This window comes from Synechococcus sp. SynAce01, from assembly GCF_001885215.1.
GTDB lineage: Bacteria > Cyanobacteriota > Cyanobacteriia > PCC-6307 > Cyanobiaceae > Regnicoccus > Regnicoccus frigidus.
Genome location: NZ_CP018091.1, coordinates 1,261,334 through 1,276,815 on the forward strand (window position 1 = coordinate 1,261,334; position 15,482 = coordinate 1,276,815).

Genomic DNA, 15,482 nt, shown 5'->3' on the forward strand with positions numbered 1-15,482 from the left:
CTGTTTCCGGCCTGCATCGCACCCTACCGTCGATTTTTGTTCACGCCACATTTGGTCGCTCAGTCCGCACAGCCGAGCAGCTGGTCCTGGCGGGCAAGCATCGCCTGCAGGCGGGCCTCCGTCGGGTGATCCCAGCCCAGCAGGTGCAGCAGGCCATGGCTTGCCAGCCAGGGAAGCTCCCGCTCCAGGCCCTCGCCCGCCGCTGTGGCCTGACGAGCGGCCGTCTCCAGGGAAATCACGATGTCACCGAGTTCAAGCGGTTCAAGCTCCATCTCGGCAGGCTGTGGGGGGGTCGGGGCCGCATCAAGGTCGGCGTCCTGGGCGGCAAAGGCCAGCACATCGGTGGGGCCTTCCACCTGCCGCCAACTGGCATTGAGCTCAGCGATCTCGGCGTCGCCACAGAGGCTGAGCCCGAGGCTGTAGGCCTGGGCACTGAGGCCCGGCGGCAGCTCGGCCGCCAGCTGGACCAGCCAGCCGCCCAGTAGACCCTGCCAGTGCTCTTCAGCGGCGTTCGGATCGCCATAGGGGCCAGCCGCCCGAAGCAGATCGGCAGGCAGGGCCGGATCGAGGCTGAAGGCCAGATCGAGCGTCAGGCTCATTGGGGAAGGCTGGGCCGACCGAACCAGGCCAGCAGGAACAGCAGCGCGCTGAAGCCCACCGCGGTGAGCCCGAAGTGGACCAGGCTCTGGCGCCCCTTCCTGACCATGTTGCGCATCGCCAGCTTCACGAAGCTGGGTGGCGGGCTGGTGGGGGCCGGCGGCTCCAGAGGGGCTGGATCTACTGGGTTTTGGTCAATGAGGCCTGGCTCAGTGAGGCCTGGTTCAGAGAGGCCTTGATCCATGGGGCTGCTGCTGTCAGTCATTGGTCAGTTTTCGGGGGATCGGCAGGGCTCAAGCGGCCACATCGGCGGCGATCTCCACACCCTGGCGCAACAACGATTGGATGAACGGGTCGAGATCGCCATCCATCACCCCCTGCACATCGGTGGTTTCCACGGCCGTACGCAAATCCTTGACCATCTGATACGGGTGAAACACATAGTTGCGGATCTGGTTGCCCCAGGCCGCCTCGACGATGTCGCCGCGAATGTCGGCGATCTCCGAGGCCCGCTGCTCCTGGGCGATCACCAGCAGCTTGGCCATCAGCAGCGCCATCGCCTTCTCCTTGTTCTGCAGCTGGGAGCGCTCCTGGGTGCAGCGCACCGCCAGGCCGGTGGGCACGTGCAGGATGCGCACCGCCGTCTCCACCTTGTTGACGTTCTGGCCTCCGGCACCGCCGGAGCGGGAGGTGGTGACCTCCAGGTCCTTGTCGGGGATGTCGAGCTTGACGCCCTCCTCCAGCTTCGGCATCACCTCGACGCCGGCAAAGCTGGTCTGGCGTTTGTCGTTGGCGTTGAACGGTGAGATCCGCACCAGCCGGTGGGTGCCCTTTTCGTTGCGCAGATAGCCGTAGGCATAGCGGCCATCGATCTCGATCGTGCAGCTCTTGATGCCGGCCTCTTCCCCTTCCGAGAGCTCATTCACCGACACCTTCATGCCGTGGTCTTCGCCCCAGCGGGTGTACATGCGCATCAGCATCAACGCCCAGTCCTGGGCGTCGGTGCCGCCAGCGCCGGCGTTGATCGAAATCACAGCACCTTCCTTGTCGTAGATGCCGGAGAGCAACCGCTCCAGCTCCCAGCGATCCAGCTCGGCCTTGAGGGTTTGCAGGCCGCCATTGGCTTCGGCCAGCAGCTCCTCGTCGGGTTCGAGGTCGTAGAGCTCCAGGGTGGCGCGGCCGTCATCCACAGACGTTCGCCACTGCTTCAGCTGCTCCAGCTGCGCCTTCACCTCATCGAGCTGGCGCATCTGCTTCTGGGCCTGCTGCTGGTCGTCCCAGAAGTCGGGCTGGGAGGCGAGCTGCTCCAGGTCCTGCTGGCGTGCGTTCAGTGCCGGTACGTCAAAGACAGTCCTGGGCATGGCCCAGGCGGTCAGTGAGCTCGGAGAGATCGCGTTTGAAATCGGTGAGATCGAGCACCGGGTGGAAGCTAGAGACTGAAATTGACCGTATCAGCAGGGCCACCAACACTGCGGTGTGCCGAATCCACCAGCACAGGGGCGTACGGAGCAAGACTTCTAGGATCCCCTTTCCTTCCCCGCCCAGCGATGGCCGCCAACGTCGAGATCTACACCTGGCGGTTCTGCCCCTTCTGCATCCGCGCCAAGGCCCTGCTCGATCGCAAAGGCGTGCCTTACCAGGAGTTCGCCATCGACGGCGACAACGCGGCCCGTTCCGCCATGGCGGAACGGGCCGAGGGGCGCAAAAGCCTGCCCCAGATCTTCATCGATGACCAGGGCATCGGCGGCTGCGATGAACTCCACGCCCTGGAGCGGGCCGGCCGGCTTGATCCGCTCCTACAAGGGAGCTGAGGGTGACGGCCAGCGCCATGGGGGGCGGTGAGCCCCAACTGTTCGTCGTCGATCCGCTGGAGCGCCTGCGCCCGGCCAAGGATTCCAGCGTCGCCCTGATGCAGGCGGCCCAGCGGGCCGGCCAGGCGGTGTGGGCCTGCCGCACGGCCGATCTGGCGGTGGAGGGGCAACGCAGCGAAGCGGCCACTGGCGGCTGCACACCGATGGTGCGCGCCCAGCCGCTCAGCCTCGCCGACATCCGCCCCAACAGCACCCACAGGAGCGGCTGGCAGGTGCCCGATCCCTGGTTCACGGCCGGTGAACCGCGCTGGCTGCCGCTCAGCCACTTCCCGGTGGTGTGGATGCGTAAGGATCCGCCCGTCGACGAGGTGTACCTCTACGCGACGCTGCTGCTGCAGCTGGCCGAACAGCAGGGGGTGCGGGTGCTCAACCGGCCGGCGGCCCTGCTGGCCTGGAACGAGAAGCTGGGTTCGCTGCGTTTCAGTGAGCTGATGGCGCCCTCGCTGGTGAGCGCCAACGTGGAGCGGCTGGCTGGCTTCGCCGCCGAACACCAGGAGGTGGTGCTCAAACCGCTGGGTGGGCGGGCAGGCCAGGGGGTGGTGCGCTGTGCCGCAGCAGCGCCCGGTCTGCGGGCGCTGCTGGAGCTGGTCACCCAGCAGCAGACGCTGCCGGTGATGGTGCAGGCCTTCCTGCCGGCGGTGACCGCCGGCGACAAGCGCATTCTGTTGGTGAACGGTGAGCCGCTGGGCGCGATCAACCGCCGGCCCCTGCCCGGCGAGTTCCGCAGCAACCTGGCCGTGGGCGGCGAGCCCGAAGCCACCACGCTCACCACCGCTGAACGGGCGATCTGCGCAGAGCTGGCCCCCGCCCTTCAGGCCGACGGTCTGTTTTTCGTTGGCATTGATGTGATCGGCGAGCGGCTCAGTGAGATCAACGTCACCAGCCCCACCGGCATCCGCGAGATCGAACGGCTCGGGGCTGTGCCCGTGGCCGACCTCACCATGGAGCGTTTGTTGAAGGGGTGAGTGGCAGGCTGAGTTGCTGCTGCAGCACCCCCAGCTTCAGGGCCACCTCCTGCAGTTCCCGCTCCGGCTCCGAGCCTTTCACCAGGCCAGCGCCGGCGGTCAGTTCCAATTGATCACCGCGCAAGCGGCCGCTGCGGATCGCCACCCGCAGTTCCGCATCGCCGGCATTGTCGATCCAGCCGATCGGTGCGGCGTAATGGCCCCGCTCGAACACCTCCAGGCTGCGCAGCCAGGCCATCGCCTCCCGCCGTGGCAGCCCTGCCACGGCGGGAGTGGGATGGAGGGCTGCGGCGATTGAAAGGGGCTGATGGGCGCCGATCGCGGCGGTGATCGGTGTCTGCAGGTGCACCAACTGACCATGGCGGACCAGCCGCGGCTGGCGGGGCCAGCGGGGAGACAATCCGGCAACGGCCAGCACGTCGGTGATCGCTTCCACCACCAGCGCGTGCTCATGACGATCCTTACCGGAGCGGCTGAGCTGGTCGGCGAGCGGGCCCCAGGGAGCGGTGCCGGCCAGGGCGTCGCTGCGCAGCTGGCCCCGACGTACCGCCAGCAGTCGCTCGGGCGAGGCACCGATCAGGGCATCACCGGGGCTTTGCTGCCAGAGAAAGCGACAACTACCCGGCTGGTGCCGCCGCAGCTGCTGGAGCAGCACCAGCGGGTCGAGCGGACGATCGAGTTGCAGCTGCTGGCGCACGGCCACCACCAACTTGCGCAGCTCGCCGCTCTCCACTAAGGCGAGGGCGCGCTGAACCGCCAGGCGGTAGCCCGTCTCCCAGCTGGAGCGCTGGGCGATGTCGGGGCTGCGCTCCCAGCGGGCTCCGGCCTCGCTGGGATCGGGCAGGCGCTCCAGGCGACGGGCCTCCTCCCAGAGTTCTTCGGCCACGCTGCGGGCCGTGACGCCGCCCCCCAGCGGGCGCTGCAGCCGCAGCCAGCAGTGAAGGCCCTGGCGGCTCAACTGCCAGCGCGGCAGCACCGCCTGCACCCCAGCCACCCCCGTGCCCTCCTGCAACGGGCTGTCGAAGAAGGAGAACGCCAACAGCACCCGCGGCCGAGCCATGGGCAAACAGACCTGCGGCACCGTCACCAGCCGGCTGAGGCAGATGGTGCTGAAGCGCTGGGCCAGCTCAAAGCGCCGCGGACCGCTCAGCTCCAGGCTGTTGGCGCTGCCACAGGCGGCCAGGCAGAGGCCAGGAGCCCCATCCCAGAGGAAACGAAAGCGATGGCCAGTCCCCAGCGCGCTCAACAGGGCCAGTGGATCGGGGCCAGCCCCCTGGGCAGGCACGGCCAGCGGCAGCGCCAGGCTCAGCACGCCTTCCTCCTCCAGCTGCCGGCCCCCCTCGGCGGCAGCGGCCAGAAGCTCGCTGAAGGAGTAGGGAACCATGCCGGTTGCGAGGTCCGGGGGGTGGGGGCTGCTCAAATGTATGGGCCCCCTTCCCGTCAGCGTCGGCCCCGCCCATGTCAGGCCCCCAGGTCGTCGCAAGCCGTTACGCCGCCGCTGGCGGCCGCCGCCAGCTCTGGAAGGCGGCGATCAAGTGGCCGATGTATTCGGTGGCGGTGATGCCGGCACTGCTGGCGGCCGGCTGGTGGCTGGCCCAGGGTCAGCCACCGCGCTGGGGCCAGCTTCTCGGGTTCTTGCTGGCGGCCGTGCTGCTGCTGGCCTGGGAAAACCTGGCCAATGACGTGTTTGATGCCGACACCGGCGTCGACCGCCAGGGCAAGCCCCACTCCGTGGTGAACCTCACCGGCCGCCGTGACCGGGTGGCGCTGCTGGCCAACGGCTGCCTGCTGCTGGGGTTGGGGCTGATCGCCCTGGTGGCCGCCCGCAGCAGTCCGGCGGTGCTGGTCCTGGTGCTGGCCTGCTGCGGCATCGGTTACGCCTACCAGGGTCCACCGCTGCGGCTGAGCTATCGGGGTCTGGGGGAACCGCTCTGCTGGCTGGCCTTCGGTCCGCTGGCCACCGCCGCCGCCCTGTTGGCGCTCGCCCCGGTGACGGGCGAAGCCAGCCCCTTTTCTGGCCTGGTGGTGCCCTGGCGGTCAGCGATCGCCCTGGGCGGAGGGCCAGCGATCGCCACCAGCCTGGTGCTCTATTGCTCCCATTTCCACCAGGTGGATGAAGACGCGGCCCATGGCAAGCGCTCACCCGTGGTCCGGCTCGGCACGGCCGCAGCCGCCGGCCTGGTGCCCTGGTTCATCGCCCTGACCCTGGCGCTCCAGTGGGCGCCGGTGCTGGCGGGCCGCTGGCCGCTCACTGCCCTGCTCGGCGTGATCGGCCTGCCGCCAGGTCTACGTTTGATCCAGCTGCTGGGAGACCACCACGCCAGCCCGGAGCGCATCAGCGGTAGCAAGTTTCTGGCCCTGAAGTTCCAGGCCTTCAACGGGCTGGGCCTGGCCTGTGGCCTGGCTGTGGGGCCGTGGCTGGGCGCCGTGAACACCAGCTGGTTCCAGGGCCGATGAAGCGGAACCAGCGATGAAGCTGCAGTGGCGGCCGTTCCGCTTTCAGCTGCCCCGGCCCCTGATCACGGCGAATGGGAGCTACACCCACAAGCGTGGCTGGTTGCTGCGGCTGGAGGCCGAGGAGCTGCCCGTGGCCGGACGGATCGGTTGGGGGGAGGCCTCGCCGCTGGAGGCCGATCCTGCGGCCCAGGCCAGGGCCCTGGCCCAGCTGGAGGCGGCGATCTCAGCCCTGGGGGAGCGCCAGCAGCGCCAGCGGCTGGAGGCCGCGCTAACGGGTTTGCCGGCAGCGCTGGGCTTCGCGATCGGCGCCGCCCTCGCCGAAATCGATGGGCAGGTGGGGGCGTGCAGGGGCGGCGGCCAGAGTGGCAGCGAAGGTGGCTGGCTCCCGGCTCCGCGCTCCGCCGTGCTGCTGCCGGCGGGAGAAGCGGCCATCGAGGCCCTGGAGGCGCTGATTGGTGGAGCAGCCGGTGAACAGGCAGAAGCAGTGGCAACGAGCACCCCGCCGCTGACGCTGAAATGGAAGGTGGCGGCCGCCGCTGATGCCGTCGAGCGGCAGGTGTTGGCCACCCTGCTGCAACGGTTACCGGCCAGCGCCAAGCTGCGACTGGATGCCAACGGCGGTTGGGATCGGCCGACGGCAGACCAGTGGGCCCGGATCCTGGCGGGCGAACCTCGGCTGGAATGGCTGGAGCAACCGCTGGAGCCCGCCGACGCCGCAGGGCACCAGGAGCTGGCGGCCCAGCTGCCGGTGGCGCTGGATGAATCGCTGCGCCACTGCCCCTCGCTCTACCGGAACTGGAGCGGCTGGCAGGTGCGGCGTCCGGCCCTGGAGGGCGATCCCAGGCCCCTGCTGGCCCAGCTCCAGGCCTGCAGCCCCAGGCTGATGCTCAGCACCGCATTCGAAACCGGCATCGGCCGGCGCTGGCTCAACCACCTGGCCGCCCTGCAGCAACGAGGCCCCACCCCCACCGCGCCCGGCCTGGCCCCCGGCTGGAGGCCGGCGGGGGCCCTGTTCAGCGGCGATCCCCAGCAGGTGTGGGCAGCGGGCCTGGCCGGCAGGGGGGGTCCGGAATGACCTGTCTGGGGGGCAATGCCGATGACGCAGCTGAGGACTGGGCCGACGACCCGGCCGCCGCGGCCGTCGCCCTGGAGCGTCTCTGGGCCGCCGGCGAGGTGGTGGGTCTGGCGGCGCCCGAGGAGCGGGCCGAGCTGCGGCAGCTGCTCGATCGGGCCGGCGAACCGCTGCGGTACTGGGGGCCGGCGGTGGTGATCGGCAGCGGCGGCAGCAGCGGCGGCCGGCGCTGGTGCCTGCAACCGCTCAGCCATCTGCGCCAATCGGCCGCCGCCACTGGGGAATGGCTGCGGCGTCAGGGGATCGATCCGGCCGGCACGGTCGTGGTCAACCCATTGCCACTGCATCACGTCAGTGGTCTGCTGCCGTTGTTGCGTAGCCGCCATTGGGGCGTACCGCTGCGCTGGCTAGCCCCAGCGGTGATGCGGCAGACGGCGGCCCTGCTGGCCCTCGATCCCCTGCCGACAGAGCGGCAGGCCCTGATCTCCCTGGTGCCCACCCAACTGCATCGCCTGATGGCCGATCCGGCCGGGCTGAGCTGGCTGCGGGGCTTTGCCGTGATCTGGGTGGGCGGAGCCAGCCTGGCGCCGGCCCTGGCGGCGGCGGCCCGCCAGGCCGGCCTGCGCCTCTCACCTTGCTACGGAGCCACCGAAACGGCGGCGATGGTGGCGGCCCAGCCACCCCAGGCCTTCCTGGCCGGCGAGACGGGTTGCGGAGCGGCCCTGGCGGATGTGGAGCTGCGCCTCTGCAGCGGTGGCGGTGAAGGCGTCAACGGAAGTGGCGCCATCGAAGTGCGCACCTCCCGGCTGAGCCCAGGCTGGTTGCGGGCGGGTCCGCTGAGCCCCGGGGCACCCGCCCTGCAGCCCTTCGCTGGCCCAGAGGGCTGGTGGCGCAGCGGGGATGCCGGCTGGCTCGATGGCACGGGGCTGGGGGTGCACGGCCGGCTCGATGGGGCGATCCTCAGTGGCGCTGAAACGGTGTTTCCTGAACGGGTGGAGGAAACGCTGAAGCAGCGGGCCCGCCAGGCCGGCCTGCCCATCGCCGAGCTGCTGCTGCTGCCGGTGGCCGACCCCCTCTGGGGGCAGCGGCTTGTGGCCCTCTACAGAACCGAGGACATCGTCGGCCGTCCAGAAACCAGCCTGGGGCCTTCCTTCGCCGAGATCGCCCGGCAGCTGCCAGCGGCGCAGCGCCCCCAGCGCTGGATCGCCTGCCCGCCGCTCGAGCGCAACGGTCTGGGGAAGTGGGAACGAAAGCGCTGGCAAGCCTGGCTGGTCAGTGGCCATGCGAGCAGCAGCCTGGGCGGCGCCATCCTCTGAGCCGACGGGCCAGCATGGGGAGAGGCAAACCAAGCGTCCCCGACCACCGCTCCGATGAACCCCTGCTCACCGCCAGCTGTCTCAGCCAGCACACCACCGAACTGGGTCGACGACCGCACGCCCCTGGGCTGGCTGATCGCCCGTGTGCTGGCAGTGGAGCCCCTGCGGCAACTGCTGTTTCTGCAGGCGCGGCGGATGATGATCCGCACCGCCGAGCGGCGGGGAATTCCCTGGCGGGCCCGCCGCGACGCGCTGCAGCGCCAGGCCGAACCCCTGCTGGAGCAGAGCACCAGCGCCGGGGTCAGCACCCCCGCCTACTACCGGGCCCGCTTCCACGCTTACGCCGATGGCAACCTCTGCTGGGCCGCCGCCTGTGAGGCCGAGCAAGCCACCGCCTCGGTGGCGCTGCGGGTCTGGAAAGAGGAAGCACTGAGCGCTGAGGCCGCCCAGGCGCGGATGCGGGACGCGATCTTTGCCGCGATCGAGCCGAGCCTCACGGGTCCGGTGCGCCAGGCTCTCGATGTCGGTTGTTCCGTTGGCGTCGGCACCCTCGCCCTCAAGGATTGGCTTGACACGCGCGTGGGAAGCTCCGTGGCCGTCAGCGGCCTCGACCTCTCCCCCCAGATGCTGGCCGTGGCCCGGGTGCGCGATGCAGGCGGCCGGATCGAAGCCTGGCACCACGCCGCCGCCGAAGCCAGCGGACTGCCTAGCGCCAGCGTCGATCTGATCACCCTGCAGTTCGTCTGCCATGAGCTGCCTGGCGAGGCCACCCGCGCCGTGCTGTCTGAGGCGGCCCGGCTGTTGCGGCCCGATGGCGTCGTGGCCCTGGTGGATCAGGATCCGGAATCGGAGGTGATCCGGGCGATGCCCGCCCCCCTGGCCACCCTGCTCAAGAGCACCGAGCCCTACCTGGAGGATTATTTCCGCCTCGATCTGCCCGCGGCCTTGGCGGACGCCGGCTTCCGCCGCATCCGCCGCGTGGCCTCCGACCACCGCCACCGGGTGATGGTGGCCAGCCGTTGACGGGCCCCCTGCAACACGGCCAGATCCGCGTGCGCCTGTTCGCCGCCCTGCGGGAACGTGCCGGCTGGAGCGAACGCTCCATTGCGCTCACTCCTGGCCAGCCCCACCCCACCGCCTCCGACCTCTGGTGGCAGCTGGAGCTCGGGGGCACGGCCGCCAAGGACGATGGCGCCCTGCCCGCCAGCCTGCGCGTCGCGATCAACCAGGCCTTCGCCAGCTTGGATCAACCGCTGCAGGCCGGAGACGAGCTGGCCTTCCTGCCCCCGATCAGCGGAGGCTGAGGCCATGGCACTGCGGGTCCGACTCCACCACGACGCCTTCGATCCACTCGCCGCCCTGGCCGCCTGGCAGCGGCACCTGGAGCTGGAGCTGGAGCTGGATCCAAGCAGCCCGCCAGAACCATCCCGACAAAGAGCTGCCGCCGAAGCCCATTTCATCGGCCGGGTCCGCGGCATCAACGCCGCCGGCGAACCCCTCGACGCGCTCGAACTGGAGCACTACCCCGGCATGACCGAGGCCCAGATTGAACACCTCGCCGCTGCCGTCTCGGCACGCCACGGCCTCATCCACGCCCTGGTGGAACACCGGGTGGGGCGGGCGCTGCCGGGGGAGGCGCTGGTGCTGGTGGCCGTGGGCGCCGATCGTCGTGGCCCGGCCCAGCGCGGTTGCCAGGAGCTGCTGGAGGCGCTCAAGCACGAGGCCCCGTTCTGGAAGCGGGAGTGGATCGGCAGCAGCGGCCGCTGGATCGAAGGCAACACGCCCCTTTAAGCACAGTTCAGAACAGGGGCAGGCGCAGCAGCTGGGCCCAGAGCTCCGTGCCCGCCTCCAGGCCGCCTTGTTCCGCAGGAATCTCCAGCAGCAGGTCGGCGCCTTGCAGCGAACCGATGCGGGAGGAGGCCTGGCTGCCCTCCACCGACGCCTGAAGCTCACCGTCTGGCCCCACCAGCAGCCGGGCGCGCGCCAACTCGGGCCGGCCCGCCGAGCGCCTGATCGGCGCGGCCAGGCGCACCTTCAGCCGCGGCAGCAATTCCACCGGCGCCCCCTCGAGGTGCTGCAGGGCGGGCCAGAGCAGCTGCAACGCCGTGATCGCCGCCGCCACCGGATTGCCCGGCAAACCAAAGAAGGGCTTGCCGCCCAGCTGGCCGAAGGCGAAAGGCCGACCCGGCCGCAGGAACAACTTCCAGAAGTCCACCGCTCCGAGTTCCGCCAACAGCGGCCGGATCCAATCGGTGTCGCCGGCCGAAACGCCACCGGTGCTCACAACAACATCAGCGGCTGCCGCCAGCTCGCTGAGCGCCTGCCGCAACAGGGCCGGATCATCGGCCACCACCCGCCGCTCGGCCACCACCCCCCCCAGCCGGGCCAGCAGGGAAGCCAGCAGGACGCCGTTGCTCTCCCAGATCTGGCCGGGGCCCCGGGCCAGGCCGGCCGCCACCAACTCATCACCGCTGATCAACAGCCCCACCCGGGGCCGAGGGCGCACGCCGAGCTGGGCCACACCGCAACTGGCGAGGCGGCCGAGATCAGCCGGGCCCAGGCGGTGACCACCGGGCAGCAGCTCTTCGCCGGCCGCGGCCTCCTCATCGGCGGCGCGGATCCAGGGGTTGCGGCCCAACTCCCCCTTCAAGGTCAGAGCCTCTGCGCCGCTGCCTTCCCCGCTGCCCGGACCGGCCAACCGCTCCACCAGCTCCTGGGGCAACACCCGCTGGGCCCCGGCCGGAAGCGGGGCGCCGGTGAGGATGCGGATCGCCTCGCCGGGCCGCAACACATCGCAGAGCGATGGATCAGCTGATTCATCACCCGATTGAGCTCGATCGCGCTGGAAGGGGGCACCGGGGGCGGATCGACCCACCAGCTGCCACAGCGCTCCAACCGCTGGAGCCTCCAGCTCGGCAATGGCATAGCCATCCATGATCGAGGCCCTGAACCCCGGCACCGCCTCCAGCGCCAGCACGGGCTCGGCCGTGACCCGCCCGAGCGCGGCCTCCAGCGGCACCTGTTCGCGGCCCGCCAGGGGTTGGAGCGCGGCCAGGATGCGCTGGCGGGCCTCAGCCAGGGGCAGGCCTTCGCGGGGGAACGGCTCACGCGAGCCAGGGTCCATCGCCAACGGCACTTCAGGCACGGGAGCCCACGGCGTCGGGATGGCGCCAGGGGCCATGGCGTCCCCCTGCTTTCTCCAGCAGGCGCACCGGGCCGATCGTCATGGCGGGATCGGCGGATTTGACCATGTCGTAGAGGGTGAGCAGGCCCACCTGAACGGCGGTGAGGGCCTCCATCTCGACGCCGGTGGGCGCGTTGGTGCGGGCGCTGGCCTCCAGCCGCAGTCCGCAGCCATCGGCACTGGGCTCGATGCGCACCTCCAGGCCGGTGAGCGCGATCGGATGACAGAGGGGAATCAGCTCCCAGGTGCGCTTGGCCGCCTGAATCGCCGCCACCCGCGCCACCGCCAGGACGTCACCTTTGGGGGCACGGCCCTCCATCACCAGCGCCAGCACCTCCGGGGCCATGGCCAGGAAGCCCTCGGCAACGGCAGAGCGGTGGGTGGCGGGGCGATCGCCCACCTCCACCATGTGGACTTCGCCACTGGCGTTGAGATGGCTGAGCTGGGTGGGCGGATCGAGGTGTTCGGCCAAGGCCTTGCTGCCGCTGCCACGAGCTTGCTGCATCGGGGCCCAGGTCCCATGGGAAGGTGAGCCACGACCGCGGGGAGCCCCTGTTGCGCCGGCCTCAGCCCTCCACCTTGTTCTGCGCGTTCCTCACCCTGCTCAACGATCGGTTGAGCGAGAGCATCGTCTTTCCGCTGCTGCCCTTCCTGCTGGCCAGCTTCACGGGTGATGCGCGCACCCTCGGCCTGCTGGCGGGCTGCTACGCCCTGGCCCAGTTCCTGTTCACGCCCCTGATCGGCGCCCTCAGCGATCGCTTCGGCCGTAAACCGGTGATCACCGCCTGCGTGACCGGCTCGGTGCTGGGCCTGGGCCTGTTCGCCTTCACCGTGTCGCTCGACTGGCCGGCCGGCAGCCTCTGGCCGCTGCCGCTGCTGTTCACCGCCCGCCTGATCGATGGGGTGAGCGGCGGCACCGCCGCCACCGCCGGGGCCGTGCTGGCCGACATCAGCCCGCCCCAGCAGCGGGCCCGGGCCTTCGGGCTGATCGGTGTGGCCTTCGGCTTCGGCTTCATCCTCGGTCCGGCGCTGGGCGGGGTATTGGCGGAAATCGACATCAGCCTGCCGTTGCTCGTCGCCGTGAGCGTGGCGATCCTCAACCTGGTGCTGGTGGTGAAGGTGCTGCCGGAGACCCTGCCGCCGGCGGCCCGCCTGGCCCTGCCCCGCAAGCGGGACCTCAGCCCGCTGGTGCAGCTCCAGCGGGTGTTCGGCAACCCCAGGGTGCGGCGGCTGTGCGCGGCCTTCTTTCTGTTTTTCCTGGCCTTCGGCGGCTTCACCGCCGTGCTGGTGCTCTATTTCAAACAGGCCTTCGGCTGGGGCCCGGGCCTCTCGGCCACCGCCTTTCTGGTAGTGGGCGTGGTCGCCACCCTGGTCCAGGGCGCCCTGATCGGGCCGTTGGTGCAGCGCTTCGGCGAAGGGCGCCTCACCCTGGTCGGGCTTGGCCTGGTGATCAGCGGCTGCCTGCTGGTGCCGCTCGCCACCCCCGCCAACGCCCAGCCGCTGGTGTTCATCGCCGTGGGAATCCTGGCGGCAGGCACCGGCCTGGTCACCCCCTGCCTGCGCAGCCTGGTGTCGCGCCGCCTCGATGGCTCCGGCCAGGGGGCTGCCCTCGGCAGCCTCCAGGGTCTGCAGAGCCTGGGCAGCTTCATCGGGCCGCCGCTGGCCGGAGTGGCCTATGAGCTGCTGGGTCAGAAAAGTCCGTTCTGGCTGGGCACGGCCTTGCTGGTGGGCGTGGCCCTGCTGGTGGCCAAGCAGCTCCCTGCCGAGCCAGGCGGAATCTGATTGCTACCTTGCCTGCGTGATCCGCAAAGGCCTGTTCGTCCCCATGAGCGATCAAGTGGTGGCCCCGGAGCTCTACATCAACCGGGAATTGAGCTGGATCGCCTTCAACAGCAGGGTGCTGGCCCAGGCGCTGAATGAACAGACACCCCTGCTGGAGCAGGCCAAGTTCAGTGCCATCTTCAGCAACAACCTCGATGAATTTTTCATGGTGCGGGTGGCTTCGCTGAAGTCACAGCTGGAGGCTGGCGTGACCGCCCTCAGTGACGACGGCCTCACCCCCCAGCAGCAACTTCTCGAGATCCAGAAGACCCTCAGGCCACTGCTGGAGAAACAACAGGTTCATTACCGCCAATACCTCAAGCATCAACTCGCCGACCAGGGCGTCCAGCTGGTCGACTACGAACGGCTCAATAAAAAACAGAAAGAATGGACGGATCAGTATTTCCGGATGGCGATCTTCCCGGTGCTGACACCACTGGCCGTGGATTCGGCCCACCCCTTCCCGTTCATGAGCAACCTCAGCTTGAACGTGGCCGCCCTGATCCTCGACCCCGACACCGGCCAGCAACAGTTCGCCCGGGTGAAGATTCCGCAGAAGAACCTGCCTCGCTTCGTCGAGATCCCCGCCGAGCTGAGCAGCCGTCAACCAAAGCCGCTGTACACCGCCGTGCCGCTGGAGCAGGTGGTGGCTTTCAACATGCAGCTCCTCTTCCCCGGCATGACGATCGAAGGGCACTACTTCTTCCGCGTCACCCGTGACGCCGACCTGGAGCTGCGGGATCTCGAAGCCGACGACCTGATGGAGGCGCTCCAGGAAGGTCTGCGCAAACGCCGCCGTGGTGGTGAGGTGGTGCGCCTTGAGGTGGCCAATGAAATGCCCGATGAGGTGGTCGAGCGGCTGGTGGAGGCCACCGACATCCAGCCCGAAGACCTCTATCGCGTCCAGGGGCCGCTCGGACTCGACGACCTGATGAGCCTGCTCTCGCTCCCCCTGCCTGAACTCAAGGACAAACCGCACCTGGGGCGTACCGCCTCGGCGCTGGTGCAGGCCCAGAAGAGTCAGCTGGAGGACGGCTCGATCAAGCCCGAAGAGTTCCAGAGCATCTTCTCGGTGATCCGCCGCAACGATGTGCTCCTGCATCACCCCTACGAACTGTTCGCCACATCGGTGGAGGAGTTCATTAACCAGGCCGCCGACGACGCCTCGGTGCTGGCGATCAAGATGACCCTGTACCGCACCTCCAAGGATTCACCGATCGTCTCCGCCTTGATCCGGGCGGCCGAGAACGGCAAACAGGTGATGGCCCTGGTGGAACTCAAGGCCCGGTTCGATGAAGACAACAACATCCAATGGGCCCGCCAGCTGGAGCGCTCCGGCGTGCATGTGGTCTATGGCGTTCTGGGTCTGAAGACCCACACCAAAATCATGCTGGTGGTGCGCAAGGAAAAGGAACGCCTGCGTAGCTACGTGCACATCGGCACCGGCAACTACAACTCCAAAACTTCCGGCCTCTACACCGACATCGGCCTGCTCTCGGCCCGTCAGGAACTCGGCCAGGACCTGGTGGAACTGTTCAATTACCTCACAGGCTTCTCCAAACAGCAGAGCTTCCGGCGGCTTCTGGTGGCCCCTGTCACCCTGCGCAAGGGGATGGAGGCCCTGATCGAGCGGGAGATCGGCCATGCCCGCGCCGGCGGGGTGGGCGCGATCAGGGCAAAAATGAATGCGCTGGTGGATCCTGGGATCATTGCCCTGCTCTACGAAGCCTCCCAGGCGGGCGTCCAGATCGATCTGCTGATCCGTGGCATGTGTTGCCTGCGGCCAGGGGTGGCCGGTGTCAGCGACAACATCCGGGTGCAGAGCATCATCGGCCGCTTCCTTGAGCACTCCCGCCTGTTCTGGTTTGGCAACAATGGCGAACCGGAGATCTTCTTCGGCAGTGCCGACTGGATGCCCCGCAACCTCGACCGGCGCGTCGAGGCCGTGGCGCCGGTGGATGATCCCAGGCTCAGGGCCCAGCTGGAGCGCTTGCTGGAGGCCTATTTCGCCGACAACTGCGCCGCCTGGGACATGCAGAGCGACGGCAGCTTCCAACAACGCCAACCGGAGGGTGAGCCGCACAGTGCCCAGCTCGATCTGATCAAGAACTGGCGGAAGGGGCTCCTGGCTGAAGCCTGATCCAGGCCCTGGGGCGGCATGGCTGTTCTCGGCCGTTCAGCTGGTTGATCAGTTTGATG

Annotated in this window: 16 protein-coding genes; 10 read left to right on the forward strand and 6 right to left on the reverse strand. The window is 69.1% G+C overall.

From position 1 onward, the window contains the following. Positions 1-59: 59 nt before the first annotated feature. The 3 genes from ybeY to prfB form a co-directional block, all read right to left on the reverse strand. On the reverse strand, positions 60-599 hold the full coding sequence (ybeY, locus tag BM449_RS06690; RefSeq protein WP_071800590.1) for an rRNA maturation RNase YbeY: 540 nt from the start codon (positions 597-599) through the stop codon (positions 60-62). After that, positions 596-766 carry a DUF3285 domain-containing protein gene (locus BM449_RS06695; protein ID WP_233831286.1) on the reverse strand — a complete coding sequence of 57 codons (171 nt, stop codon included), beginning with the start codon at positions 764-766 and terminating at the stop codon, positions 596-598. The genes ybeY and BM449_RS06695 overlap by 4 nt, the downstream gene beginning before the upstream one ends. Positions 767-890: 124 nt before the next feature. Next, positions 891-2,016 (reverse strand): peptide chain release factor 2 gene (prfB, locus tag BM449_RS06700; protein WP_120352767.1). Its coding sequence is split into 2 segments (ribosomal slippage): positions 891-1,940 and positions 1,942-2,016, totalling 1,125 coding nucleotides; the frame shifts between segments, so codons are not numbered across the junction. Positions 2,017-2,144: 128 nt separating this feature from the next. On the opposite strand from prfB, the gene grxC reads away from it, so the two are divergent. Together grxC and gshB are read left to right on the forward strand one after the other, a co-directional pair. Continuing rightward, positions 2,145-2,408, forward strand: a complete 264-nt coding sequence (gene grxC / locus BM449_RS06705) for a glutaredoxin 3 (protein ID WP_071800592.1) — start codon at positions 2,145-2,147, stop codon at positions 2,406-2,408. Positions 2,409-2,425: 17 nt separating this feature from the next. After that, positions 2,426-3,433 carry a glutathione synthase gene (gshB, locus tag BM449_RS06710; RefSeq protein WP_071802048.1) on the forward strand — a complete coding sequence of 336 codons (1,008 nt, stop codon included), beginning with the start codon at positions 2,426-2,428 and terminating at the stop codon, positions 3,431-3,433. Here the strand turns inward: gshB and BM449_RS06715 are convergent. Continuing rightward, positions 3,405-4,817 (reverse strand): isochorismate synthase, encoded by a 1,413-nt coding sequence (locus BM449_RS06715; RefSeq protein ID WP_071800593.1) that lies wholly within the window; start codon positions 4,815-4,817, stop codon positions 3,405-3,407. The genes gshB and BM449_RS06715 overlap by 29 nt on opposite strands. A 74-nt stretch (positions 4,818-4,891) precedes the next feature. Here BM449_RS06715 and menA point away from each other — a divergent pair, with 74 nt between their 5' ends. From menA to BM449_RS06745, 6 genes are read left to right on the forward strand one after another with little or no spacing between them, the layout of a single operon-like run. After that, positions 4,892-5,890, forward strand: a complete 999-nt coding sequence (menA, locus tag BM449_RS06720) for a 2-carboxy-1,4-naphthoquinone phytyltransferase (protein ID WP_071800594.1) — start codon at positions 4,892-4,894, stop codon at positions 5,888-5,890. A gap of 13 nt (positions 5,891-5,903) precedes the next feature. Further along, positions 5,904-6,965 carry an o-succinylbenzoate synthase gene (locus tag BM449_RS06725; RefSeq protein ID WP_071800595.1) on the forward strand — a complete coding sequence of 354 codons (1,062 nt, stop codon included), beginning with the start codon at positions 5,904-5,906 and terminating at the stop codon, positions 6,963-6,965. After that, positions 6,962-8,278 carry an AMP-binding protein gene (locus BM449_RS06730; RefSeq protein WP_071800596.1) on the forward strand — a complete coding sequence of 439 codons (1,317 nt, stop codon included), beginning with the start codon at positions 6,962-6,964 and terminating at the stop codon, positions 8,276-8,278. Before BM449_RS06725 ends, BM449_RS06730 begins: the two co-directional genes overlap by 4 nt. Before the next feature lie 54 nt (positions 8,279-8,332). Next, positions 8,333-9,301 carry a class I SAM-dependent methyltransferase gene (locus tag BM449_RS06735; protein ID WP_071800597.1) on the forward strand — a complete coding sequence of 323 codons (969 nt, stop codon included), beginning with the start codon at positions 8,333-8,335 and terminating at the stop codon, positions 9,299-9,301. Beyond that, the gene (locus tag BM449_RS06740) at positions 9,298-9,582 is read left to right on the forward strand and encodes a MoaD/ThiS family protein (protein WP_233831186.1); all 285 of its coding nucleotides are present in this window, start codon (positions 9,298-9,300) and stop codon (positions 9,580-9,582) included. Before BM449_RS06735 ends, BM449_RS06740 begins: the two co-directional genes overlap by 4 nt. A 4-nt stretch (positions 9,583-9,586) precedes the next feature. Then, positions 9,587-10,069, forward strand: a complete 483-nt coding sequence (locus BM449_RS06745) for a molybdenum cofactor biosynthesis protein MoaE (RefSeq protein ID WP_071800598.1) — start codon at positions 9,587-9,589, stop codon at positions 10,067-10,069. A gap of 7 nt (positions 10,070-10,076) precedes the next feature. On the opposite strand, the gene BM449_RS06750 is transcribed toward BM449_RS06745, so the two are convergent. Together BM449_RS06750 and moaC are read right to left on the reverse strand one after the other, a co-directional pair. Then, entirely contained in the window at positions 10,077-11,402 is a 1,326-nt protein-coding gene (locus BM449_RS06750; RefSeq protein ID WP_071802050.1) for a molybdopterin molybdotransferase MoeA, read from the reverse strand. Positions 11,403-11,415: 13 nt separating this feature from the next. Next, positions 11,416-11,967 (reverse strand): cyclic pyranopterin monophosphate synthase MoaC, encoded by a 552-nt coding sequence (gene moaC / locus BM449_RS06755; RefSeq protein WP_071800599.1) that lies wholly within the window; start codon positions 11,965-11,967, stop codon positions 11,416-11,418. Positions 11,968-12,017: 50 nt separating this feature from the next. On the opposite strand from moaC, the gene BM449_RS06760 reads away from it, so the two are divergent. Continuing rightward, a complete protein-coding gene (locus BM449_RS06760) occupies positions 12,018-13,244 on the forward strand; it encodes an MFS transporter (protein ID WP_071802051.1) in 1,227 nt (408 codons plus the stop codon). Between the two features lie 43 nt (positions 13,245-13,287). Beyond that, positions 13,288-15,423, forward strand: a complete 2,136-nt coding sequence (gene ppk1, locus BM449_RS06765) for a polyphosphate kinase 1 (RefSeq protein ID WP_071802052.1) — start codon at positions 13,288-13,290, stop codon at positions 15,421-15,423. The last annotated feature ends 59 nt before the right edge of the window (positions 15,424-15,482 follow it).